This is a genomic window from Desulfobulbus propionicus DSM 2032 (assembly GCF_000186885.1).
GTDB classification, from domain to species: domain Bacteria; phylum Desulfobacterota; class Desulfobulbia; order Desulfobulbales; family Desulfobulbaceae; genus Desulfobulbus; species Desulfobulbus propionicus.
In genome coordinates this window covers 3,647,688-3,671,713 of sequence record NC_014972.1, presented here as the reverse complement: position 1 = coordinate 3,671,713, position 24,026 = coordinate 3,647,688, and the positions used below count along the sequence as shown (strand labels likewise).

General features: G+C 59.4%; 24 protein-coding genes and 1 tRNA gene. 16 read left to right on the top strand and 9 right to left on the bottom strand.

Annotation, left to right across the window (positions count from 1 at the left end):
- Nucleotides 1–12: 12 nt before the first annotated feature.
- The 4 genes from DESPR_RS16015 to DESPR_RS16000 all read right to left on the bottom strand — a co-directional run bounded on the left by DESPR_RS16015 (nucleotide 13) and on the right by DESPR_RS16000 (nucleotide 3,208).
- Nucleotides 13–786, bottom strand: coding sequence for an RMD1 family protein (locus DESPR_RS16015; RefSeq protein WP_015725845.1), 774 nt, complete (start codon nucleotides 784–786; stop codon nucleotides 13–15).
- Between the two features lie 61 nt (nucleotides 787–847).
- Nucleotides 848–1,282, bottom strand: a complete 435-nt coding sequence (locus tag DESPR_RS16010; RefSeq protein ID WP_015725844.1) for a hypothetical protein — start codon at nucleotides 1,280–1,282, stop codon at nucleotides 848–850.
- 207 nt (nucleotides 1,283–1,489) lie between these two features.
- Nucleotides 1,490–2,908, bottom strand: a complete 1,419-nt coding sequence (locus tag DESPR_RS16005; RefSeq protein WP_015725843.1) for a sigma-54 interaction domain-containing protein — start codon at nucleotides 2,906–2,908, stop codon at nucleotides 1,490–1,492.
- Between the two features lie 54 nt (nucleotides 2,909–2,962).
- A complete protein-coding gene (locus DESPR_RS16000) occupies nucleotides 2,963–3,208 on the bottom strand; it encodes a hypothetical protein (protein ID WP_015725842.1) in 246 nt (81 codons plus the stop codon).
- A gap of 214 nt (nucleotides 3,209–3,422) precedes the next feature.
- Between DESPR_RS16000 and DESPR_RS15995 the strand changes: the two genes are divergently transcribed.
- The 6 genes from DESPR_RS15995 to DESPR_RS15970 are packed head-to-tail and all read left to right on the top strand — an operon-like array spanning nucleotide 3,423 to nucleotide 9,125.
- Nucleotides 3,423–4,418, top strand: a complete 996-nt coding sequence (locus DESPR_RS15995) for a ketopantoate reductase family protein (RefSeq protein ID WP_015725841.1) — start codon at nucleotides 3,423–3,425, stop codon at nucleotides 4,416–4,418.
- Nucleotides 4,400–5,242 (top strand): 3-methyl-2-oxobutanoate hydroxymethyltransferase, encoded by an 843-nt coding sequence (panB, locus tag DESPR_RS15990; RefSeq protein WP_015725840.1) that lies wholly within the window; start codon nucleotides 4,400–4,402, stop codon nucleotides 5,240–5,242. The genes DESPR_RS15995 and panB overlap by 19 nt, the downstream gene beginning before the upstream one ends.
- Nucleotides 5,243–5,273: 31 nt before the next feature.
- Nucleotides 5,274–6,407, top strand: a complete 1,134-nt coding sequence (locus DESPR_RS15985) for a glycosyltransferase family 4 protein (RefSeq protein WP_015725839.1) — start codon at nucleotides 5,274–5,276, stop codon at nucleotides 6,405–6,407.
- A gap of 39 nt (nucleotides 6,408–6,446) precedes the next feature.
- A complete protein-coding gene (locus DESPR_RS15980) occupies nucleotides 6,447–7,574 on the top strand; it encodes a glycosyltransferase family 4 protein (RefSeq protein WP_015725838.1) in 1,128 nt (375 codons plus the stop codon).
- Complete coding sequence (locus tag DESPR_RS15975; RefSeq protein ID WP_015725837.1) at nucleotides 7,571–8,581, top strand: UDP-glucose 4-epimerase family protein; 1,011 nt, start codon at nucleotides 7,571–7,573, stop codon at nucleotides 8,579–8,581. The genes DESPR_RS15980 and DESPR_RS15975 overlap by 4 nt, the downstream gene beginning before the upstream one ends.
- The gene (locus DESPR_RS15970; protein WP_015725836.1) at nucleotides 8,565–9,125 is read left to right on the top strand and encodes a sugar transferase; all 561 of its coding nucleotides are present in this window, start codon (nucleotides 8,565–8,567) and stop codon (nucleotides 9,123–9,125) included. Before DESPR_RS15975 ends, DESPR_RS15970 begins: the two co-directional genes overlap by 17 nt.
- Before the next feature lie 22 nt (nucleotides 9,126–9,147).
- Here the strand turns inward: DESPR_RS15970 and cysS are convergent, their stop codons facing one another.
- The 4 genes from cysS to DESPR_RS15950 all read right to left on the bottom strand — a co-directional run bounded on the left by cysS (nucleotide 9,148) and on the right by DESPR_RS15950 (nucleotide 13,464).
- Nucleotides 9,148–11,475: a cysteine--tRNA ligase gene (cysS, locus tag DESPR_RS15965; RefSeq protein ID WP_015725835.1), complete on the bottom strand. Its 2,328-nt coding sequence runs from the start codon at nucleotides 11,473–11,475 to the stop codon at nucleotides 9,148–9,150.
- Nucleotides 11,476–11,667: 192 nt separating this feature from the next.
- Nucleotides 11,668–12,144, bottom strand: coding sequence for a DciA family protein (locus DESPR_RS15960; protein ID WP_015725834.1), 477 nt, complete (start codon nucleotides 12,142–12,144; stop codon nucleotides 11,668–11,670).
- Nucleotides 12,141–13,124 (bottom strand): ABC transporter substrate-binding protein, encoded by a 984-nt coding sequence (locus DESPR_RS15955; protein ID WP_015725833.1) that lies wholly within the window; start codon nucleotides 13,122–13,124, stop codon nucleotides 12,141–12,143. Before DESPR_RS15955 ends, DESPR_RS15960 begins: the two co-directional genes overlap by 4 nt.
- Nucleotides 13,125–13,167: 43 nt before the next feature.
- Complete coding sequence (locus DESPR_RS15950) at nucleotides 13,168–13,464, bottom strand: hypothetical protein (protein ID WP_169701476.1); 297 nt, start codon at nucleotides 13,462–13,464, stop codon at nucleotides 13,168–13,170.
- A gap of 176 nt (nucleotides 13,465–13,640) precedes the next feature.
- On the opposite strand from DESPR_RS15950, the gene DESPR_RS15945 reads away from it, so the two are divergent.
- Both DESPR_RS15945 and pap read left to right on the top strand, forming a co-directional pair.
- Nucleotides 13,641–13,738, top strand: a tRNA-Sec gene (locus DESPR_RS15945).
- Nucleotides 13,739–14,198: 460 nt separating this feature from the next.
- Complete coding sequence (gene pap / locus DESPR_RS15940; RefSeq protein WP_015725831.1) at nucleotides 14,199–15,731, top strand: polyphosphate:AMP phosphotransferase; 1,533 nt, start codon at nucleotides 14,199–14,201, stop codon at nucleotides 15,729–15,731.
- Between the two features lie 65 nt (nucleotides 15,732–15,796).
- Here pap and DESPR_RS15935 read toward each other — a convergent pair whose 3' ends face one another.
- Complete coding sequence (locus DESPR_RS15935) at nucleotides 15,797–16,309, bottom strand: 3D domain-containing protein (protein ID WP_015725830.1); 513 nt, start codon at nucleotides 16,307–16,309, stop codon at nucleotides 15,797–15,799.
- A gap of 533 nt (nucleotides 16,310–16,842) precedes the next feature.
- Between DESPR_RS15935 and DESPR_RS15930 the strand changes: the two genes are divergently transcribed.
- The 8 genes from DESPR_RS15930 to DESPR_RS15895 all read left to right on the top strand — a co-directional run bounded on the left by DESPR_RS15930 (nucleotide 16,843) and on the right by DESPR_RS15895 (nucleotide 23,999).
- The gene (locus DESPR_RS15930; protein ID WP_015725829.1) at nucleotides 16,843–17,844 is read left to right on the top strand and encodes an ABC transporter substrate-binding protein; all 1,002 of its coding nucleotides are present in this window, start codon (nucleotides 16,843–16,845) and stop codon (nucleotides 17,842–17,844) included.
- A complete protein-coding gene (locus DESPR_RS15925; RefSeq protein ID WP_015725828.1) occupies nucleotides 17,831–19,765 on the top strand; it encodes a SpoIIE family protein phosphatase in 1,935 nt (644 codons plus the stop codon). Before DESPR_RS15930 ends, DESPR_RS15925 begins: the two co-directional genes overlap by 14 nt.
- A gap of 43 nt (nucleotides 19,766–19,808) precedes the next feature.
- Nucleotides 19,809–20,144 carry an STAS domain-containing protein gene (locus DESPR_RS15920; protein WP_015725827.1) on the top strand — a complete coding sequence of 112 codons (336 nt, stop codon included), beginning with the start codon at nucleotides 19,809–19,811 and terminating at the stop codon, nucleotides 20,142–20,144.
- Nucleotides 20,145–20,150: 6 nt separating this feature from the next.
- A complete protein-coding gene (locus DESPR_RS15915; protein ID WP_015725826.1) occupies nucleotides 20,151–20,561 on the top strand; it encodes an ATP-binding protein in 411 nt (136 codons plus the stop codon).
- A gap of 113 nt (nucleotides 20,562–20,674) precedes the next feature.
- Entirely contained in the window at nucleotides 20,675–21,184 is a 510-nt protein-coding gene (locus DESPR_RS15910; RefSeq protein WP_015725825.1) for a cupin domain-containing protein, read from the top strand.
- Nucleotides 21,181–22,686, top strand: coding sequence for a benzoate-CoA ligase family protein (locus tag DESPR_RS15905; protein WP_015725824.1), 1,506 nt, complete (start codon nucleotides 21,181–21,183; stop codon nucleotides 22,684–22,686). Before DESPR_RS15910 ends, DESPR_RS15905 begins: the two co-directional genes overlap by 4 nt.
- Before the next feature lie 30 nt (nucleotides 22,687–22,716).
- Nucleotides 22,717–22,953 (top strand): phosphopantetheine-binding protein, encoded by a 237-nt coding sequence (locus DESPR_RS15900; protein WP_015725823.1) that lies wholly within the window; start codon nucleotides 22,717–22,719, stop codon nucleotides 22,951–22,953.
- Between the two features lie 2 nt (nucleotides 22,954–22,955).
- Nucleotides 22,956–23,999 (top strand): hypothetical protein, encoded by a 1,044-nt coding sequence (locus DESPR_RS15895; protein WP_015725822.1) that lies wholly within the window; start codon nucleotides 22,956–22,958, stop codon nucleotides 23,997–23,999.
- Nucleotides 24,000–24,026 lie beyond the last annotated feature (27 nt).

The following is a 24,026-nucleotide window of genomic DNA, read 5'->3' as shown; positions in this document are numbered from 1 at the left end:
CGTCTGTTTCCCCTACTTGACGAAAAAGAGCAGGATCTCGATGGCGATGAGAATGATGATGATCCATTCCAGCATGCTCGAATGGCTGTGTTTCTGCTCGTCGGCCATCATCTCCAGCAGTTCCTGGATGACCTCAAGCCGATTTTTCAGCACCGTGGCGCGCGGTGTGATTTCCAGATAACGGGAAAGGGCGAGGTAATAGTGTTCCAGCTCGGGATACTCCCAAATGAATTCCGGGGTATCCAGCAGGTTGAACTGCAGGATGATATGCGATTTTTCCAGATAGACCCGGCCGCGCTCCCTGGCCAGTTGGGTACGGGACAGGGAGATCGCCCCCTTTTGGGCCAGGGTTTCGGGGATGTATTTGGTTTTGGTGATCGTGTCCTCGATCGAGGCCTCGAACGAGGCCAGTTTGGTCGATTGGGCCAAGGCATGGCTGAGAGACAAGCAGGTCAGCTCGGAGACATCGTCGACCACGATCAGGTCGTTGCGGATGCGGATCCCTTCGTCGGTGCCGTGTTGATAGGTCAATTCCTCCTCGACAAAGGGGTCCAAAGGGTTGATCGCGAACTTGAGCAGTTGGTCGATCAATCGCTTTTCCGCTTCGTACTCGTACTGGAACAGCACGCAAACGCCGTAGTCAAAGAGAACGGCATAGACTTCCTCAGCGGGACTGAGAACGATGACGTTGCGCATCAGCGACGCATGCATCTGGCGGGAAAGGAATTCGTAGAGCGCGTCAAATTGGAATCGTTCGGCGATGCAGAGGGCGCGGATGTTGTTCATGGGCGCAGGGGGCGAAAAGACAGAAGGTCCGGGCTCAGCCGGCTTGTGCAGCCGATGGGGATCACTCGCTGCCGTTGGCGCTATGCTTATTTTTTTGTCGCATTTCCGGGTAGTATTTTTCTATGCATTCCGGACAGATGCCGTGAGTGAACTCGGTTTTGGCCCGTTCTTGCACGAAATGTTTGATGTCCTCCCAGAATTCCGAGTCCATGCGGATTTTGCCGCAGGACGCACATACCGGCAGGATGCTTTCCAGGTAGCTGACCCGGAGCAGCAATTTGTAGGTGTGGCGGATGATCACCGCGCCGATGATGCCGATGATGATGCTTTCAAAAAAAGATTCCCGCCAGTTGATCGGCGTGGCCTCGCCTCCGAGAATGAGGAAGGGAATGTCGAGGATTTCATCGATCCAGGTCACGGCAATGATGAAAAGAATGGCAATGGCCTCGTACCAGCTGACCTTTTTGGCGATCATGTTTTGGCGGGACTGTTCCATGGAATGATCCTCTGGGCATTGGCTCCATTGGGAGGGGGGCATCCTCGACGGCGCGGGTGAGGTGTGAGGAACCTTGCTCATCGGCTACCCGGCACTGTGCGGATGATTGAAACATCATACAGTGTTTTCAACAGGATGCACAGGAGAAAAGCTGTTCTGTGCTTCCCTGTGGCCGGCCCTCTGGAGATTGCGTCTCTCGTCGGGCGTTCAGTCCTCCGCCTTGCCGGCGACAGCCTCCTGGGAGCTCACCAGGCCGTGAGTTTTGAGTTTGCGCCACAACGTGGTGCGGCCCCAGCCGAGGATCTCCGCCGCCTTGGAACGGTTTCCCCGGGTCTGGGTGAGAGTGTCGATGATCAGCTCCTTTTCGATGGCCAGCCAGTCCTTGCCTACAGCCTGCGGTTGGGACGCGACGGCTTGCGGGCTGGGCGTCACCGGTGTGGGTGGGGTGACCGGGGTCAGCCGGGCGAACAGGTATTTGGGCAGATGCTCGACCTCGATCCGGTGATTCTGGCAGATGTTGACGCAGTACTCGACGATGTTGCGCAGCTCGCGGATATTGCCCGGATACGGGTAATCCATCAGGAGTTGGAGGGCCTCGTCGCTGAAGGTCTTGGCGCTGTTGCCAGAACGCTCGGCAAAGAGCCGGAGGAAGTGATTGAGCAGGAAGCGGGTGTCCGATTCCCGTTCCCGCAGCGGCGGCAGGTGGAGGTGAAGAACGTTGAGCCGATAATAAAGATCCTCGCGGAACTCACCGGCCGCCACCCGCTGTTTGAGGGGCCGGTGGGTCGCGGCGATGATGCGGACATCGACCTTGATTTTTTTATCGCCGCCCAGGGGAAAGAATTCCCGGTCATCGAGGACCGACAGCAGTTTGACCTGGAGCGGCAGGGGCATGTCGCCGATCTCGGTGAGAAACAGGGTGCCGCCCTGGGCGAGGCGGAACATGCCTGGTTTGTCTTTGACCGCGCCGGTGAAGGCGCCCTTGACGTACCCGAACAGTTCGGATTCAAGCAACGATTCGGGCAGGGCGCCGCAGTTGATTTTGATGAAGGGTTTGCCCGCCCGGTTGGAGCGCTTGTGGATGGCCTCGGCCACCTTGTCCTTGCCGGTGCCGGTCTCGCCGGTGATCAGCACCGAGGCCTCGGTGTGGGCCATGAGGGGGATCAATTCAAAAACTTCGCGCATTTTGGGGCTCTGACCGATGATCGAGTCAGTTACGTCCTGGTCCGAGCCCAATCCGGCGGAGGCGACCACCGCTGATAGATCATCGAGCACGATGACCAGGCCGACTGTTTCCTCTCCGCTGCCGCGCAGGGGGGAGATGGTGAACTGCATCGGCAGCTTACGGCGATCGCGACTGACAATGTCTCCTTCGATCACCAGCGGCTCGCCACTGGCCAGAACTTCGCGAAAGGTCCGACCGCGATGGGCAATGTTGGAGCGAAGGACAAAATCGATATACACCCCTTTGACGTCAGCCAGGGCAAGACCGGTGAGCGCTTCGAGAAATTCATTGATCACCACGATCTTCAGTTCCCGGTCGATCACCGCAATTCCATGGGGGATCGAGTCGAGCAGGTTGCCGACCGCAATGTCGGGGAAATGGCTGAAAAATTCGTCGTTCATTGGTCGGGTCGTCAAAGGATGGCGCAGGCGGCGGGCCGTGTAGGGGGCAGCAGATTACTGGCAATCAACATGGCTGATGACGATGCGGGGCGCATCCAGGGGGATCGTTTCTGGTTCGATGCGTTGCAGTTCCTCGATGTTCCAGTTGCCGTTCTTCGCCAACAGATGCAGGGCTTCGTCCCTGGACCGAGCCAGCACCGTGACGTCGGCCTGCAGGTAATTCTCTCGGTGGATGTGCGGTTCATCGAGCATGGACCAGCTGGAAAAACGCTTGCTGTGACGCCAGATATACAGGTGCATCTTCGTTCTCCGCATGGGGGCGATGTGGAATGGGCAGGGCAGCCGCAGAAGTCTACCCTTTTGTGCCCGGCAGTGCAAACCCTAGCTTCCCTCCAGAGTGGGGAAAGTGTTCGACGTTGATCTTTTTTGACGATGGTTTATAACTGCGCACAGAGAATTTTCCAGGAATTGGCAGTGGGATTCGTTCGGCAGCAGTCTGGCCACAAGGAGAGGAATGGACATACTGATCATCGGTGCCGGCGCCATGGGCGGTCTGTTCGGGGCGCTGCTCGCTCCGGTGGCATCGGTGCGCCTCTACACCACCAACAGCACCCATGCCCGGGTCATCAATCGGGATGGCTTGATGCTGACGGAAATGGACGGGACAACACACACCGTCCGCATCCGCGTGTGCGCCGCCCCTGACGACTGTGGCCGCCAGGCCGACCTGGTTCTCCTCTGCACCAAGGCCCAGGCCACCCATGCGGCTGCGGTAACCGCCCGAATGCTCCTGGCCGAGCAAGGGCTGGTCCTCACCCTGCAGAACGGCTTGGGCAATCTGGAGCAGATCGCCGCCGTGGTCGGCCCAGCGCGGGCCGCCGCCGGCATCACCGCCCAAGCAGCCACCCTGCTGGCCCCTGGTCATGTCCGCCATGCCGGATGCGGGGCAACCGTGCTTGCCGCCGGCCCGGGGCAAGAGGGGCAGCAAGCAAAAATTGCGGCCATTGCCGAACTGTTCAACCGGGCAGGGATCGACACCCGCATCTCCAAGGACAGCGTCAGCCTTGTGTGGTCCAAACTGATCGTCAATGTCGGCATCAATGCCCTGGCTGCCCTGTTGCGCGTGCCCAATGGCGTCCTGGCCCAAATGCCGGCATGCGCGACGCTCATGAACCAGGCCGTGGACGAGGCTGTGGCCGTTGCCAGGGCGCTGCGGATTCCCATGGATTACGAGGAGCAGCGTGAGCGGGTCAGGGAGGTCTGCCTGTTGACCGGCGCCAACCAGGCATCCATGCTCCAGGATATCCTCCGGGGCGCGACCACCGAGATCGAGGCCATCAACGGCGCCATAGTCGCCAAGGGGCGTGAAGTCGGCGTGCCCACCCCGGTCAACCTGCTGCTCACCCAGTTGATCACAGCCCTGGAAGCAACCGCCTCCCAGCGAATAGAATGTTCATCCTCACAGCGGCCCTCGCGAGCCAAGGAGACTTCATGCACCAGAAAAAGCTGACCATCCCTGACCTCAGAAATCGCAAAAACGGTACACCCATTGCCGAAATCACCGCCTATGACTATCCTTGGGCCAAGGCGGCGGACGCAGCCGGGATTGACGTCGTGTTGGTGGGGGACAGTTTGGGCATGGTGGTGCTGGGCTATCCGGACACGGTCTCGGTGACCATGGAAGAGATGATCCACCACACCAAGGCGGTGGTGCGCGGTGTCGAACGCGCCCTGGTGATCACCGACATGCCCTTTGGCTCCTATAACAGCTCGATTCCGGCGGCCATCAACAACGCCACCCGCATTCTCAAGGAGGGCCGGGCCGATGCGGTCAAAATCGAGGGCGGCGTGACCATGGCGCCGACCGTGGCGGCCATCGTCAACGCCGGCATTCCGGTGCAAGGCCATATCGGCTTGACGCCGCAGACCGCCACCAGCCTCGGCGGTTTCAAAGTGCAGGGCAAGAGCGCCCAAGCGGCCCGACAGTTGCTCGAGGATGCCCGTGCCCTTGAAGAGGCTGGATGCTTCTCCATCGTCCTTGAGGCCATTCCCGCCCCCCTGGCCGAGCACATCACCCGCGAGATTTCCATCCCCACCATCGGTATCGGCGCTGGACCGGGCTGCGACGGCCAGGTCCTGGTGATTCATGACCTGGTCGGCATGTACGACCGGTTTACCCCCAAATTTGTCAAGCAGTATATCAAAATCAACGGCCCGGTCATCGAGGCCCTTGCCCAGTACAAGGCCGAGGTGGAAAACCGCGTCTTTCCGACCGAGGCCCATAGCTTTTCCATGAAACCGGAAGAGATGGACAAATTGCTGCGGTTGTATTGACGGGATCGTTCCTGGGTAGAGCACGGATGGCATGAATATTCTGCATATTATCACCGGGCTTGCCGACGGCGGAGCGGAAGGCGTTTTGTTTCGGCTCTGTGTCCACGACAGGCAAAATTGCCACACCGTCATTTCCTTGACCGATAGGGGGAAATACGGCGATCGATTGGAACGGGCCGGTGTTTCGGTCTACTGTTTGCAAATGCCACGGGGACGATTGAGACTTTCTGCCCTGTGGAGGTTGTGGTCCCTTGTGCGCACCCTCCGGCCGGACATTGTCCAGACATGGATGTATCACGCCAACATCCTTGGTGGTGTCATCGCTCGCCTTGCGGGAAATCATGCCGTGTTCTGGGGGATTCGCCATTCGGATTTTCAACCGGGAACGACACGGTGGAGTACCGTCGTCATCGCCCGCCTCGGTGCCATCCTGTCGCGCTGGATTCCCGCAGGTATTGTGTTTTGCTCGGTCAATGCATCTGAACTACACAAAGCACTCGGATATGACGGGAAAAAGGTGACGGTTATTCCCAATGGCTACGATTGTGCGGAATTTTCGCCCGATTCAGCTGCCCGCTCCGCCATGCGAACCGCCTGCTGGGGGGGCGGGCATGCAATTCCTGTTATTGGCATGGTTGCCCGATTTAATCCGCAGAAGGATCATCGTACCCTGCTACAGGCCTTGATGATTTTGTCGAAGCGATCGTGTCCGTTCCGTTGTGTGCTGGTGGGCACGGGCATGGATCGACATCAAGAGGCGTTGATGCATGCCATCCGGGAAGCCGGAATTGAACATCAGGTGATGCTTCTCGGGCAGCGGGACGATATTCCCGCGGTTATGAATGCGTTGGACCTGCACGTGTTGAGCAGCGTTGGCGGCGAGGCCTTTCCCAACGTGGTTGCGGAAGCCATGGCGTGCGCAACCCCCTGTGTGGTGACCGATGTGGGAGACGCGGCTGAGATTGTCGGCGATACGGGATGGGTGGTGCCGCCAGCAAATCCAGAACAGTTGGCGACGGCTCTGGCCGGAGCATTGCAGGAAATGCAGGATAGGTTTGCATGGGAACAACGCAGGCAGGCGGCGCGTCAGCGTATTGTCGGGCGTTTTCTTCTCGAGACAATGGTTCGCGCCTATCGGGATTTATGGATGGGGCACAACGTCTGACGAGAAACGGCCTGTACGTTCTCCTGATACACTAGAGGAATGCTGTTGGATACGATACTTTTTGTGGTTGCTGAAGACTCGTACTTTGTGTCGCATCGTCTTCATTTGGCTCAACATGCCCTCGATAATGGATATAGGGTTGTATTGATAACCCATGGTAATAAATATAAAGAGATTATAGAAAAAAAAGGAATTAATGTTTACAATTGGAATATTAATAGAAGTTCTATCAATATAATTCTTGAGGTGTATTCCATTGTCAAGTTGCGCCAAATGATCAAGGATATTCGACCGAAGATTGTTCATGCAGTGGCAATGAAGCCAGTATTGTATTCTTCGATAGCGTGCAAGGGAATAGATGCAATACGATGTGTTTTTGCTTTAGGGGGACTTGGTTTTATCTTTTCTTCTCAAAAAAGATATGCCCGATTCATTCGTCCCCTTATCATAATTGCGCTTCGTTATGCCTTAAGTGGCAAAAAAAATCGGTTGATATTGCAAAATATTGATGATCAACACGTCATCATAAGGCATCGTATCATTGCAGAAGAGCAGATTCGATTGATACGCGGCGCCGGTGTCAACACATCGATTTTTTCCCCTCAACCGGAGGCTGTCGGGCTGCCCCTGGTGGTCCTGCCAGGGCGCATGCTATGGGATAAGGGGATCGGCGATTTTGTCGAATGTGCTCGCGCCATCAAGGCAAAGGGGATAGCGGCTCGTTTTGCCCTAGTGGGTGACCCTGACGAGCATAATCCCGAATGCGTGCCAAGAGGCCAACTCGAAGCATGGAAAAAGGAAGGCGTTGTCGAATGGTGGGGGTATTGTGATGACATGCCTGAGGTGCTGCGGCAGGCGGCAATCGTTTGCCTGCCATCCTATGGCGAGGGGCTTCCCAAGGCGTTGCTCGAAGCCGCGAGCTGCGGGCGACCAATTGTCACCTATGATGTTTCCGGATGCCGTGAAGTGGTGGTCCACGAGCGGAACGGTCTTCTGGTTCCACTGAAGGATGGCAGGGCTCTGGCCGCGGCAGTGGAAAAATTACTCCATGATCCGGAGCTCAGGATGCGGATGGGACGCTTTGGGCGGGAGATGGTCATCGCAGAGTTTGCTGAGGAACGAATCGCGCGGGAAACCATGCGGGTTTGGGAAGAGGTAAGAGGGTGAGGGTTCTGGTCACCGGGGCGAATGGTTTTCTCGGCAGGGCCGTGGTGGAACGGCTGGCTTGGAGCGTCCTCGCTGCTCCGTGTTCTTCTGCATCGTGTTCAGCGGCAGGAGAAGAAAATTATCTCGTTCGAGCCGCTGCCCGGCAAAGAATCCCCTCCATGGATGGGCGGGTGGAGCAGGTAACGGTGGGCGCGTTATGCGGGCAGACAGAGTGGGGCCATGCCCTTGCCGGCGTTGACGCAGTCATCCACACTGCCGCGAAGGTGCACGTGCTGGCCGACAGCGGGAGCAGGGCTTTATCCGAGTACCGGGTCGTCAATACAGAGGGAACGCTCAACCTGGCCCGTCAGGCTGCGGCGGCCGGGGCCAAGCGCTTCATTTTTCTCAGTTCGGTCAAGGTGAATGGTGAATGTTCTCCACCAGGTCGACCGTTTACCGAGCAAGATGCTCCGAATCCGCAAGACGCCTACAGCATTTCCAAATATGAAGCCGAGGTTGGCTTGTCCCGGATTGCGGCCCAAAGCGGCATGGCTGTGACTGTCATCCGCCCTCCCTTGGTGTACGGTCCAGGGGTCAAGGCGAATTTTCGCCGGATGATGGACTGGGTTGCCAGGGGGCTGCCTCTGCCTCTGGGAGCGTTGCACAACCGGCGCAGTCTGCTCGCCCTCGACAATCTCGTTGATTTTATCGTTACCTGCCTCGGGCATCCCGCCGCCGCCAATCAGGTCTTTTTCGTTGCCGATGGCCACGATCTGTCCACGGCGGAACTCTTGGTCAATGTCGGCCAGGCGTTGGGCACGCCGGCACGCTTGCTGCCCGTGCCACCGTCCATCCTCAAGGGCGGGGCTGCGCTCCTGGGAAAAACGGATATGTGGCGGCGCTTGTGCATGTCGTTGCAGGTTGATATCAGCAAGGCGCGCGAAGTGCTGGGATGGCTGCCGCCGATCAGCGTCAACGAAGGAATGCGGCGGGCTGCCGCAGGGTTTTTGCATGAAAAGAATGATTGATGTCGTGATGGCCCTTTGCCTGGCCGCGGTGTTGGCCCTGCCGATGGCAGTGGTGGCCCTGTTGATTAAGCTCACCTCGAAAGGGCCCGTCCTGTACTGGTCCGATCGGGTCGGGAGAGACAACGCCCTCTTCAAAATGCCCAAATTTCGCACCATGCAGGTCAACACCCCGGTGGTGGCCACGCATTTGCTCGAAAATCCCGATCATTATCTCACGGTGATCGGCAAATTTCTGCGCAAAAGCAGCTTGGATGAATTGCCGCAGTTGTTCAGCATTATCAAGGGAGATATGAGCTTTGTCGGTCCCCGGCCGGCATTGTTCAATCAAGACGACCTCATTGAACTGCGGACTCGAAAGGGCATCCATCGATTGACGCCAGGTCTCACTGGATGGGCGCAGATCAACGGCAGGGATGATCTGCCCATTCCAGTGAAGGTTGGCTATGACGAATACTATCTGCAACACCGATCCCTCCTGCTCGACCTGCACATCCTTTTCAGGACCTTTGTGAAGGTGGCCAGGCAAGAAGGGGTTGTCCACTGACCCTGCCGAAAAAGAAGTCGGCCTATTTCACTTCCTCGGTGATCTGTTCCCATATGGGGCCTGCCGCGGTGTCGACGATGGTCACCCCTTTGCGCAGCAGCTCTTCACGGGCTGAATCGGCGGCAGTCCAGTCCTTGAGCTGCCGGGCGCGTTCGCGTTGGCGAATGAGCCGATCAATTTCGGGCGTCAGGGGGCAATGTTCCAGGCGGAGCACCCCGAGCACCGTGTTCACCATCCGTAACGCCTCAAGCACATCGTTTTTCTGGTCGCGGTCCAGCTGCCGGGCTTGAACCACCGGATTGGTCTGTTTGATGAAGTTGAACAGGGCACCGATGGCCCCGGAGATGTTCAGATCATCGTTGATCGCGTCATGAAACCGCTGCTCCAGCTCGGAGACATAGCTGGCCAGTTCGGGATGGGGCAGTCCCGCCGGCAGACAGAGGAGTTTGCGGGTATATTCGTCGATTCGCCGCAGCGCGGTGCGTGCCGCGTTCAGCCGCTTGAAGGAGAAGAGCAGCGGTTTGCGGTAATGGACGCCCAGGAGCATGAATCGCAGTTCCCGGCCGCCGTAGCCCCTGTCCAGCACCTCGCGCAGGGTGACCACGTTGCCGGTTTCCTTGGCCATTTTGCGGCCGTCCATGAGCAGTTGACCGGAGTGGAGCCAGTAGTTGGCCAGCGGTTTGCCGGTCAGGGCCTCGGCGATGGCGATCTCGTTTTCGTGATGAGGAAAGAGCAGATCCTGGCTGGCGGTGTGGATGTCGATGGTTTCCCCGAGATAGTTGGTCGACATGGCCGAGCACTCGATATGCCAGCCGGGGCGGATATTGCCCCAGTCGGTTTCGTAGAAAATGCCCTTTTTCAGCTCCGCCAGGGTGGACCGCTTGAGCAGGGTGAAGTCGCGGGGGTTGTCCTTCTCGTAGTTGTCGAGGTCCACGGTCTGGCCGATCTTGATTTTGCTCAAGTCGATTCCCGAGAGGCGGCCGTAGTGTTTGAATTTGGAAATATCGAAATAGATCGACCCGAGTTTCTCGTAAGCATATCCTTTGTGGATCAGGTCGTGGGCGATTTCGATCATGTGGCCGACATGCTCGGAGGCGAGCGGATAGCCGGTGGCCTGCTGCACGTTGAGGGCCTCGATGGCCTGCTTGAACTCGTCGATGTATCGTCCCGTGAACTCGCGCAGGTCAGCGCCGGCGTCAATGGCGCCGGTGATGGTGTTGTCGTCGAGATCGGTGAAGTTCATGTACAGTTCGACCGCGTACCCCTGGGCGAGGAGGGAGCGGTTGATGAGATCGGCAACGATGAGGCGGCGGCAGTGGGCGATGTTGGGCGATTCGGCGGCGGTCGGCCCACAGGCATAGAGGGTCACTCGGTTGTCGCGAATCGGTTGGAAGACCTCTTTTTTCCGGGTCATGGTGTTGAACAACCGCAGCTGCGACGCCTCTTCCTTGCTCTTGGCCGGCTGTTTGAACAGTGGGGTGCTCAGGTAGCGTTCACCGCCGTCGGGCAGGATGACGACGATGCATCCCCCGTCGATTTCCCGGGCCCGCTCCATGGCGACAAACATGGCCGCGCCGCTGCTCATGCCGGCAAAAACGCCCTCCTCGGCGGCCAGGCGGCGAACGGTGGCAAAGGCATCCGCATCGGCCACGTTGACGATGGCATGGGGCAGGGTTTTGTCGAAGATGCCGGGTTTGTAGGACTCCTTCATGTTCTTCAGCCCCTGGATCTTGTGGCCGGGATGAGGTTCCACGGCAATCACCCGCACCTCGGGATGGTGGTCGCGGAACCAGCGGGACAGTCCCATGGCCGTGCCCGAGGTGCCCAAGGTGACGATGATGTCGGTGACCTTGCCCTCTGTCTGTTGCCAGATCTCTGGCGCGGTCGAGGTGTAATGGGCTTGCCAGTTGGCGGGGTTGTTGAATTGGTCGGCGAGAAAGTAGCGGTCAGGATGTTCGCGGGCCAGGGCATAGGCCTTCTCGATCGCTCCGTCGGTGGCCCGCTTGGCCGGAGTGAGGATGATCTCCGCGCCGTAGGCCTGCATGATCAGCCGTCGCTCGATGGACGCCGATTCCGGCATGATCAGCTGGCAACGGTACTGTTTGGCCGCGCACACCATGGCCATGCCGATACCGGTATTGCCGCTGGTGGCTTCGAGGAGGATCTTGTCGCGGGTCAGTTCGCCGCTTTTTTCGGCGGCTTCGACCATGGACAGGGCAACCCGGTCCTTGATTGAGCCCCCGGGATTGCGGGATTCGAGTTTGCCCAGCAGTTGGACCTTGCCAGCGGCGGGATTGAGCCGAGCCAACTCGACCAGAGGAGTCTTGCCTATTAATTCAACGAGTTTCATGTTTGCCACGGGTGTTTCAAGGAATCAAAACGATAAACGCAGCCGACAACATAGCCTATTTGCGGGCAAAGCGCAAAATATGCGCCTTGTCGGGAGGAAATTTGTTCAAGGAAGGCGGCTGGATGGAGGAGACAAGAGCCTCTGGACAACACGGCTCGAGTGGATCGGACGCTGTCGGTGGAGCGGATGAGGTTATTCCCTGGCGGCGGCAAAGGTCCGCCACAATCGCTGCAGGGCGGTGCGGCATTCCGGGTTGGCGATACCTTCGGCCATGCGCAGGAAGGATTGTTCTTCCGCGACATCGACGGTGGGGGGGATGGTCGGGCGCGACGCTGACGGCGCTGACTCTTGCGGTTGCAGCTGCCAGCGAATATCCGCAACCGGCTGATCGTCCATCGCCAGGTTGATTCGGGCCAGCAGGTCAAGCTTAACGAATTGGAGGTGGTGCATCCAGGAGGAATCTTGCACATAGATCCACAAGGTCTGCTGGCGGAAAAAAGCAGGCGTGGTCAGCCGGGCATAATCGGCGCCGACGATTGAGGGCCATTGGCGGGCCAGCTGAAACAAGCGCCACTGCCGGTTCCACTGTTTCCTGGAGTAGATCCCGGCGAGGCGTTCCCCCAGCGAACACAGATCGCCGTGTTTGGGCCCGATTGATCGCGGTGTCACTGCTGCCGCCCCCCAACCTCGGCTACGGGAAGGTGGTTTGAACTCGTGTGCGGCCCACCTGCTGCATCCGGTGCGGCGATGGCCGCCTGCGGATGGATCAGGCGGGCAATGGTCACCAGGGTATCGGCAAAGGTGGTGGGAGAGGGGCTGCAGACCAGATTCGGATCCATGACGTGGACCTGATTGGCGCGGACCGCCTCAAGGGTGGAAAAGCGCATCCACCGCGCCTTTTCCTCGGCACCGATGCCATTTTCCGAACCCATGACCGCGATGATGATCAGATCTGGATTCAAGGCAAGGACTTGTTCCGTTTTCATCGCGCCTGTTTTCTGCTCGCCGGCGATATTGATGCCGCCCCCCAGTTCAATGAAATCATGGGTGAAGGAACTCTGTACCGAGGAGAACAGCGGATGGGCGCCGACTTGGAGAAAAACCTTGCGGCGCGGCAACGAGCTCACCGCACGGCGAACGGCATCGACCTTGCGCCTGGCTTGATCAACAAGGGCTACGGCGTATTCGTTCCGGTTGAGTATTGCTCCCAATCTAAGGAAATGATTGCAGATATCCTCAAAGGAAGCGGGCTGGCCAAAGGTCTCGACCCGCAACGCCAGGGAGCGCAGCTGCTCGACCGTTTGAGGCGGGGTCAGGTTGCTGGCCAGGATCAGTTGGGGGTTCAAGCTGACGATCTTCTCGAGACTCAATTCCTGGACCGAACCCACTTTCTCGATGTGCTGAGCCGCTTCCGGTCGCTGACAGTAGATGGTGTTGCCGACCAGGCTGTTCCCCGCACCGAGCAGAAAAATGTTTTCGGTGATCAAGGGACTGAGCGAGACAACACGCTCATAGATCGGGTGCGCCTTGCTGTCTGCGGTCGCCGGCAGGACAGCGATGGGACCGCAAACCAGGAGCAAGGAAAAAAAAACGAGACTGACAACCAGTCTCGTTGTATTGCCCTGATCGCTGTGTTGTTGCGCACGCAAGGGGATCCCCTACCGGCTGATGCTCGACAGAGGGCAACACGGATCAGATAACATCGTCATCGCTGAGATCATCTTCTTCGTCGTCGTCAATATCGTCTTCATCGAGCTCATCGTCGGTGTCGTCGACGTACTCGTCATCCTCATCAAAATCGTCCTCCTCGCCGGGAGAAATTTCTGGGGTCGTATCGTCCAGCGAGCGCGAGGCCTTGGGGATCTTCGATTCCGGGAGAACGAATTCTCTGATTTTTTCCACCTCATCGGGCAGGAGGAGGTCAGCCTGGCAGATGCAGCAGTTTTTGACGTGTTGGTCGACAAATTGCATCATCCGAGCCGGAGCCATGGTTTCTTGCTTAACCCTGAGGTACCAGTCTTTAATGAGTCGGATCAGTTGTTCACATTCCATCGGAAAATAGGCGTGCGTTGCGGTTGCGGACAATGTGCCCGGTCAAGGGGTTAGGAAAACGAGAAGAAACGATTGTTTTTCTGTTGGGTAGCGAGTAAAAGTTATAGCCAGTCGGAAGTGGAAAGGGCTCTGGTGGCTCTCCCGGACTTCAAATCCGGTGTGTCGGGTGAATAGCCCGGCAGGTGGGTTCGATTCCCATGCACTTCCGCCATATTCCTCAATGCGTGATTGGGACGATGTCACAGAACGTCCTTATTCTAGCCTGAATCTTTTTTGGCTGTCAATTCTCTTCTCTCCGTTCCTGTCAAGGAAAAAATAGCCAACGGTTGGGGGCGACGCCTCCCTCGCGAAGCGGGTCGATCCTCGCAGTCATGGAGTGTCTCCGTTTTCCCTCTCCGACCTGCCTCCATTCCTTCTGGATGGTACCCGATGTGCCGCCATACGTGGCAGGCAAGCCTTCGGTGCATTTCTTTTGGGACAAGTTGGTGAAAACAAGCGGCATATCAACTATGATACGACGTTACGTCGATAGCTTGAGTACTGGCAAGCTGGAAGGCGGTCAAGGGGAACAGGCGGGAACTGCGCCGGACGAGGAAACGGCGTGCGGTGATCGGTCTGGGGACATTGTGGATTCATTGTCGTGACTGCCCAGCAGCGCGAGGAGGCCAAGCATGTTTGAATCGGCGGAATTAGGACACAAAATTAAAAAGTCAGTGTATGAGCAAGAGGTTCCTCCCCTGCGCGAGGCGCTGCTCGATGCGCAGCTGAGGCTGGCGGAATCCGCGGCTTTCCCGGTGATTATCCTGGTGGGAGGATTGGATGGCGCGGGGCGCGGGGCCACCGTCAATCTGCTCAACGAATGGATGGATCCGCGCCACATCCAAACCCATGGCATGGGCGAGCCTTCCGACGAGGAACTCGATCGTCCGATGATGTGGCGCTTCTGGCGCGCCTTGCCGCCCAAGGGCAAGATTGGGGTTTTTCTCGGTTCCTGGTACACTTGGCCTATTCTCAACCGGGTCAATGGCCGCACCAAGGCCGCCGATCTTGAACAAAGCATGGAACGGGCCAAACGGTTGGAAAAAATGCTGGTGGATGAGGGGGCCTTGATAATCAAATTTTGGCTGCACCTCTCCAAAAAGAAACAGGAAAAACGTTTCAAGGAGTTGGAAAAAAATCCGTTGACCCGCTGGAAGGTCACTGATCGTGACTGGAAGCATTTCAAGGCCTACGACAAATTTCAAGAAGTGCATGAGCATGTTATCCGCCACACCAGCACGGCTGAGGCGCCGTGGCTGATTGTGGAAGGGGAAGATGCCCATTACCGCAACCTCACCGTGGGCAAGGTGATTCTCAAGGCGATCCAGGAGAGGCTGGAACAGGAACAGGTGGTTCCTGCCAAGATTCTCGCGCCGCCGCTGATGCCCGCCATCGACAACCTGCATCTGCTCAAGACGCTTGATATGAAGCAGGCGTTGAGCAAGGACAAATTCAAGGTTCAGCTGGAAAAATATCAAGGCAGGCTGAATGTGCTGACCCGCGATCCCAAGTTCAAATACATGTCGGTGATCGCCGTGTTCGAGGGCAACGACGCCGCCGGCAAAGGAGGCAGTATCCGCCGCATTACCGGGGCGTTGGACGCCCGCTACTACCAGGTCATTCCCATTGCCGCTCCCTCCGAGGAAGAGCGTGCCCAGCCCTATCTGTGGCGTTTCTGGCGGCATCTTCCCCGGAAAGGCCGGGTGACCATCTTTGATCGCTCCTGGTACGGCCGGGTACTGGTGGAACGGGTCGAGGGGTTCTGCGCAGAGGTCGATTGGATGCGGGCCTATGGCGAAATCAACGATTTCGAAGCGCAGATGGTCAGGCATCACCTGCTGGTCGTCAAATTCTGGCTGGCCATCACCAAGGACGAGCAGTTGCGGCGATTCGAGGAACGACAGCGGACCGGATTCAAGAGTTTCAAGATTACCGAGGAGGACTGGCGCAATCGGGAAAAATGGGAGGAATACGAGCAGGCGGTGTGCGACATGGTTGACCGGACAAGCACCTTGCTTGCCCCGTGGACCCTGGTCGAAGCCAACGACAAGAATTTCGCCCGTATCAAGATCCTGAAAACCCTCTGCGAATGCATTGAAATCAAGCTCAAGGAGCTGCACGAGGAGGGCATCGATTATCTGGATAAACCCAAAAAAGATCGTTAGGCTGTCCGGCAGCCCGGGGCGGGAAGTGGAAGGACTTCCGGCCGGCCGAGAAGCCCACGATGCCATCAAGGGTACTCGATGCGCACTTCCACTTTTTTCCGTCCCCACAGGAGGGCGTCGTCATGGGAATCGAAGAACAAATCAATCCGATCCCTGCCCTTGATGGCGCCCCCCCGATCTTCCACAGTCCCCCACCCGTATCCCGGAACATACATCCTGGTGCCGAACGGATAATAGCGGGTATCGGCGGCAATGGTGCCATCTTCGGGAAACCATGACCAGGGCAATAGACGAAGGGGGAGCATCCACGGACGCTCCACCGTGTCCCAGGAAAAGAGTCCGGCGGCAGGTTCATGGGGGCTGGTCCCCCGGGCCGTCAAACCGCTATAGGGCCGCCCTGCCTGGGGGCCAGCGCTCACATAGCGATTCCAGAAATCCAACTTGAGATAGGTCCAGCTGCCCCTTTCCCAGCTGCAGCAGATTGCACAGCCGCAATAGGCGGTCGTGTCCATCACGCGCACCACGGATTTGCCGGCACAGCCTCCCAGCAACGACACGATCGCCACTGCCGCGAGCACGCTCCACCCGTGGAATCGAGGGGCTGATCTTCTTGCCCTGAGTGCGTTCACCCTGCCTGTTCCCTGCACCGTGTGCGGCTCGTTCCGATGAAAAATCGATGAGAAGCGTTTCATGCCCTATAACAAGTTCCTTGTTCGCGTTCCGGCCAGCAAGAGGGGGGCGAACGGCTTTTGGTTAGTTCGATGAAGAGCGAGAAGTCGCACGCCGGGGAAGAAAAATTGTGCCCGTCGGTCGGCATGGACAGGTCCTGCATGCGTTCATTGTACAAAAGGATCGGGAAAGTGGAATTTTTTTTGATTTCATTTTGGTGATTAAGCTACAATCGATCGTGTTGGTCCCTTTGAAGCATGTGCCTGCTCATCGCTGCCTGCGCGGCAGAACCAGGCGGCATGACGGAGGGGCAAGGACCTCATGTTTTGCCGTCAAGCGGTTGTACCGATGGAATGGTCTTGCGGCAGCTCTTTCTCCACCGTCGAGGGACGATGTGTCGATTCAGACAGCAGCGGTGATCTCGCCAATACAGGAAACAACCATGGGAAAAGCGCGCCGACGCACGGTTTGCGTGTGCCTGATGGTGTGGTTGGCCGTGTTCGCCGGCCTTGTTTCCCCAGCCTCTGCGGAAACAGGCCTGAAAAAGGCGCGGCTCATGCCTTTGTGGAGCCCGCAGGCTCAGTTTGCCGGTTATTATATGGCCCTGGAAAAGGGCATTTATGCCCGCCATGGTATCGATCTGACCATTCTCACGGGGGGGCCGGGCCGCTCGGCGATACAATCGCTGACCAACGGTGAGGCCGATTTCGCCGTGCTCTGGTTGTCGACCGCCCTGCAGCAGCATGATGCCGGGCTCAAACTCGTCAACCTGGCGCAGATCGTTCCGCGTTCCTCCCTGCTGCTTGTGGTCCGCACGGCAAGCGGCATCCGAACGCCCAAGGACCTTCAAGGAAAAAAAATCGGGGTGTGGGACGGCGAACTGTCCCTGCCGATTCTGGCCTTCCTTGACCGGTATCACCTTCAGGTACGGCGGATCCCCCAGGCCTATACCGTCAACCTGTTTCTCCGGGGCGGTCTCGATGCGGCCTCGGCCATGTGGTACAATGAATACCACACCATGCTCAATGCCGGGATCAACCCGGAAGAACTGCGGGTTTTTTCTCTCCATGAGCACGGCATCACCTTTCCCGAGGACGGCTTATATGCCTTGGAGCATCGCTATCGCCAGGATCCGGCCTTGGCCAAGGCCTTTGCCAGGGCATCCTTGGAAGGGTGGCGATACGCCTTTGCTGCTCCGGAAGAAACCCTGGACGTCACCCTCCGTATCATGCGGCAGGCCAAGGTACCTGCAAGCCGGTCACACCAGCGATGGATGCTGGAGCGGATGCGCGACTTGATGGCTCCGGCAAGCGACGGTGAACCACCTGGCCGCCTGCAGCCGCCGGGATACCAGGCAGCCGCGGCCATTTTGCGTGACCACGGGGTCATCAAGGATGTTCCCGATTACGAAACCTTCATGGGGGGGGCCGATGTTCGCCGCTAGAACCATCGCCTCCACCTTCACGCTGGTGGTCTCGGTCTGCACCATCCTGATTTTTTCCGTGGCCATCAGCTATTTTTATCACCGTTCCCGAGTGGCCCTGGAACGAGAAGTGGAGAACAATGCCGAGAAACTGGTGTTGGCCTCGGTGAACAGGATGGAGGCCACCCTGCGCGCCATTGGCAAGGTCGCCGAAGGCGTGGGGCGCTCCGTGGAGACAGGGGTGACCTCCGACCAGTCATTGTCGCTCCTTCTGCGGCGGACCCTGATCGAGAACCGTGAGATCCATGGCCTTGGGGTGGCCTTTGAACCCGATCCCGCCTTCAACCCGCCCTGTCCGGTGGTTCCCTATTTTTATAGGCAAGGCGACCAGCTGCTCTTCGCTCCAGAGGAGAATTTCCAGTATCTGCAGCAGGATTGGTATCAGATTGCCAAGGAGCTGCGGGAACAGGCGTGGAGCGAGCCCTATGACGACGAGACCAGCGGCGAGATCCTGATGACCAGCTGCTCGGTCCCGATTTTCATGGACCAGGGCAAGGAGAAAGCGGTGCGCGGCGTTGTGGTGGCCGATGTTTCCCTGGAGTGGCTGACCAGGCTGGTGGCCTCCATCCGGGTGCTGGACACGGGCTACAGTTTCCTCCTCTCCCGCAACGGCACCTTCCTGACCCATCCTGACCGCAATTTGATCATGAACGAAACCATCTTCAGTCTCGCCGAATCGCGCAACAGTCCGGAACTCCGCGAGATCGGCAGGAAAATGGCGCGCGGCGAATCGGGATTGGTCGCCTATACCAACCTGCGCAACGTCGACACCTGGATGTACTACGCCCCGATTCCCTCCACCGGCTGGACCTTGGCGGTCGTTTTTCCCAAAGCGGAGATGTATGCGGATGTCCATCGTCTCACCTTTACCGTGACCGGTATTGCCCTGGGAGGGATTGGCTTGTTGACCATCATGGTCTTTTTCATCGCCCGCACCGTCACCGCCCCGCTTGGTGCCTTGGCCAAGGCAACGGAGGGGATCGCCGCAGGCCACTTTGACACCAACTTGCCGCCCGTACGGGTGCGCGACGAGGTGGGCAAGCTGACCCTGGCCTTTGCCGCCATGACCACGGCCCTCAAAGAATATATCCGCAACCTGACCGAAACCACTGCCGCCAAGGAGCGCATCCAGAGCGAACTCAAGATGGCCACCGACATCCAGGCCAGCCTGCTGCCCCGCCTGTTTCCCGCCTTTCCCGACCGGCCCGAGTTCGATGTCTTCGCCGCTATGGATCCGGCAAAGGAGGTGGGTGGCGATTTCTACGACTTTTTCTTCGTCGACCAGGACAACCTCTGTTTTTTGATCGCCGACGTGGCCGACAAGGGGGTCCCGGCCGCCCTCTACATGATGGTGGTCAAGACCCTGCTCAAGGCCGAGGGGCAGATGCTTGGCGAGCCGGACCGGATCCTGTCCCGGGTCAACACCATCCTGGCCGCGGACAACGACAGCTGCATGTTCACCACCGTGTTCTGCGCCATCCTCGACACGACCAGCGGCGAGGTCCGTTTCGCCAATGCCGGCCACAATCCGCCGGTGCTGATCAGCGGAGGAGCGGCGCGGCTCCTGTCGGTCCGGGCGGGATTTGTCCTTGGTCCCATGGAGGAGGCGGTGTATGCAAGCGAGCGGATCACCCTGTTGCCGGGGGAGGTCCTGTTTCTGTATACCGACGGGGTGACCGAAGCGAAAAACGGACAAGAGGAACCCTACGGCGAATCGCGGTTGCTGGCGGCCCTGCAGGAAAGGGCGGATCGGGAACTGGCGGAGATCATTCATGGCATCCGGGCGGATGTCGCCCGGCACGCCGGAGGGGCGCCGCAGTCCGACGACGTGACCATGCTCGCCATTACCTATCGAGGGATAGGTACAAACACAACCCAGTGATCCGGGCCTCTCCGGATGCAGCGTGAAAGAAACGAGGAACACCATGGACATACAGATGAGCACGGAAGGCAGTACTCTGGTTCTCGCCCTCACCGGCAAATTGGACGCGGTCACCGCGCCGGAATTCGAAAAGAAGGTCAACGAACTGCTTGCCGCCGAATCGTGCGTACTGATCGTTGATTGCGAACGGCTCGACTACATTAGCAGTGCCGGGCTGCGGGCCCTGCTTGCTACCGCCAAACGGAGCAAGTCGAGGGGAGGTCAGGTCCGTTGTGCCAATGTCACCGGGTCGGTCAGGGAGGTGTTCGATATTTCCGGGTTCAGCACTATTTTCCCGATGCACGATTCCGTTGCCGGCGCCGTGGCCGCTGTTGAATAACCGGCCATGTCTGTTGACACTTTTCGTGTCGCGGCCCGGGTGGAGCGCCTTGCCGAAGCGATTGCGTTCGTGGAGGACAAGGCCACCCATTTCGGCCTGGGGCCCAACAAACGGTTTGGCCTGACCCTGGCCCTGGAAGAGGCCTTTGTCAATATCTGCCATCACGCCTATCCGGACGGGCAAGGAGAAGCCGAACTGGCCTGCGACGGCGACGGCGACGCCTTTGTCCTCGAAATCGTCGATTCGGGTGTGCCCTTTGATCTGCTTTCGCTGCCGGAACCCGATCGTGCTTCCAACATCAGCGAGCGGGCCGTGGGCGGCCTGGGAGTGCATTTCATCCGCACATTCGCGGACAGCGTCAGATATCACCGGGAGGGGGGGCGCAACATCCTGCGCATCACCTTCAACCGTGGCTGAGTGCTGCGGAGATGCCCTCCCCACCGGACAACCAGGGGACCCACGAGAACCGGCCGGGCTTTGGCTGGCAAACAAGCGTGTATATCCGTTCATTCAACCGGAGGAGTGCGTGCATGAGGCGCGTGTATTGCCGACGATGGCAGCAACCCATCGTTTTCTTTCTGTTGGTCCTGCTGCTCACGGCAGGGCCGGTGTTTGCCGACAGCGGCTACCGTGGCGGAGTGACCGCCCATGTCGTGCAGAAAACCACTACCACCGCCAATGGACACAAGATCGTCTATCCCTGCACCGACAAGGCCGAGGTGACCGCCATGACCGTGGAGCTTGCGCCTGGCGCCAGCACCGGCTGGCACAAGCATCCGGTTCCCGTCTATGCGTATGTGATTGCTGGCACCCTGGCCGTCGAGCTGGAAGATGGCCGCTCCACCGCGTATCGTGCCGGCGAGGCGGTGATCGAGGTGGTCGATGTCCTGCATAATGGCACCAACAGCGGCACCGAGCCGGTCAAGCTGGCGGTGTTCTATCTTGGGGCTGAAGGGACACCAAACGTGATCAAGCAGGAACCCACGGACAAGGCCGCTCGGCAGACGGCCGGGCACGCAACGGACAGGGAGCGCAAATGAACGGATGTACAGCCAATAACCGCAACCTGACAGCGCACCTGCTCCTGCCCAATCTCGCGCGCCATCCCGACAAAACTGCCTATCTCTGCGCAGGCCAGGCGGTCAGCTATCGGCAGCTGGCTGCGGGCGCCTATGGTTTTGCCCGCCTGTTGCACGCCAAGGGCATAGGGCCGGGCGACCGGGTGCTGATCGTCCTGGTGGATTCGCCGGTGTTCGTCGCCGCCTTTCTGGGGACCACCCTGATCGGTGCGGTCGCGGTCCCGGTCGGCACTGCCTTGAATGCCGAGACCTATGACTTCCTGCTCAGCGACAGCGAGGCCCGACTGGCCCTGGTCTCGCCATCTGTGGCGGCGATCGAGGGATTTCCCCGCGCCAGAACGGACTGCCTGGTTTGTGGCGAGCGGCTCGCCGAGGCCGTGGCCGAGAGGCCCAGCGTCCCGGTGGCAGCCGCCGCGGTCGGGCCGGACGATCTGGCCTACATGCTCTATACCTCGGGCTCCACCGGCCGGCCCAAGGGGGTGCCCCATCGCCATGGCGACCTGCTGGCGGCGGCCGAACGCTATGCGGTGCAGGTGTTGGGCATGGGCGAGGACGACGTGGTGCTGTCGGCCAGCAAACTCTATTTTGCCTACGGCCTGGGCAACAGCTTGGCCTTCCCGTTATATGTCGGCGCCACGGCGGTACTCCATCCCGACAATCCCCTGCCCGATCAGCTCCTGGCGTTGATGGCGCGGTATCGGCCAACGCTGTTCTTCTCGGTGCCCACGGTCTACGGTCAGCTCATCCGCAGTGTCAACGAGGACCACCTGTCCCTGCCGATGCGGCTGTGCGTCTCCGCCGGGGAGGCCCTGCCTGCCGCCATGGTCGAGGAGTGGCAGCGGCTCACCGGCCTGGAGGTGCTGGACGGCATCGGCTCCACCGAGATGACCCACATCTTCCTCTCCAACCGGCCGGGCGATCTGGTCCCCGGTTCCACAGGCCGGCCGGTGCCGGGCTACGAGGTGCGGCTGGTGGATGACGACGGCAATCCGGTGGCCTCGGGCGTTACCGGCCATCTGCTGGTGCGCGGACCGGGGGCGGCGCCCCGGTATTGGAACCGGCCGGACAAGACCGCCGAGACCATGCTGGCCGACGGGTTCATCCGTACCGGCGATGTGGCAGTCGAACAGGAGGGCCGCTACTGGCACCGTGGCCGCAGCGACGACATGCTCAAGGTCGGCGGCCAATGGATCTCGCCGCTCCAGGTCGAGGAGGTGTTGCGCACCCACCCGGTGGTCTCGGACTGCGCGGTGGCTGCCTATCGGCTTGGTGGGTTGGAGCGTCCGGCCGCCCACCTGATCCTGCGGCCGGGCCACGAACCCGGCCGGCCCCTGGAAAAGGCATTGCGCGCCTTCCTGGCCGTTCGTCTGCCCGAGTATATGTGTCCCCTGGTGTACCGGTTTGTCGATGACCTGCCCCGCACCCCCACCGGCAAGGTGCAGCGGTTTAAACTAAAGCAATGAATTCAACCCGTTTTACCGAGGAGAACGATTATGGCCATCACGATCGCTGACTTGAAGCAGTTGATGCTCGCCATCGACCTGGACGAGGAGATGGTGTCCCGTCTCGATCCGAATGTGCTGCTGAGCGAACAGGGATTCGATTCCATCGATTACCCGGCCTTTGCCCTGGCGGTGGAAGAGCGCTACGGGGTCAGGATCTCGGATGCCGAGGCCCTGCGGCTCAAGACCCTGGCCGACTTCGAGCACTGCATCAAGGCCAAGGTGTGACCATGGACAGAAAGGAGGCGCTGCAGTTCCTGGCCAGTACGCCGCATGTGGTTCCCGAGGGCGAGGCGTATGCGGCCCACTTTTTCGAGCCGTCCGACGGCACCGGCGTGGCCCGGCTCTTTTATGCCGTCTACGGTGACGGCTATCCGATTGACACCTACTACATTCCCGAACGTCTGGCCGAGGAAAACCGCCGAGGCACCATCCGCAGCACAGTGGCGCGCACGGTTTCCGGTGAGGTGGTGGCCCATGCCGCCTTGTATCGCAGCTCGCCGCCCAACCCTCGGCTCTACGAGTACGGCGTGGGGCTGACCCTGCCGAGTTATCGCTCGACCATGGCTTTTTTCCGTGCAACCCAGTTGCTGATGCGGCTGGTGGGCAAGGACGGGATTGACGGTATTTTTGGTGAGGCAGTATGCAACCACACCATCACCCAGAAACTGACACAGCATGCCAAGGGTCTTGAAACTGCGGTGGAACCGGCCCTGATGCCCGCCGAGGCGTACGAAACCGAGTGGAGTGGCCTGGGCCGGGTGGGCTGTCTGGTCTATTTCCGGGTGGATGTCGATCAGCGCAAACCCCTGTTTTTGCCCAGGCCCTATCGGGACCAGCTGCGCTTCATCATGGAGGGGTTCACCCTGGACCGCGAGATCGTGGAGGCCGATAGCGGCATTCCAGCGGGTGAGGCGGCCGTCGAGGTGGGTCGCTTCGACTTCGCCGGGGTGGCCCGCTGCACGGTAACCGCGCCGGGCGCGGATCTGCCCGGGCGGTTGCGCGCCCTGGAGCAGCGGTTGCGGGCCGATAACTATGCCCTGATCCAATGCTTTGTCGATCTCGGTCAGCCCTGGGCCGGCGGGGTGGTCGAGCAGCTGCGCGGCCAGGGCTATGCGCTCGGCGGTCTGCTGCCGATCTGGTTCGGCACTGATGGGCTGCTGCTGCAGAAGCATCTGGTGGACCCGAATTTCGCGGGGATGAAGATCCATTCCGACCGCGGCCGCGCCCTGGTGGAGCTGATCAGGAACGAATGGTTGCGGAGTCAGGCATGAGCAGCCTCCACCACATCCTCACAGGGG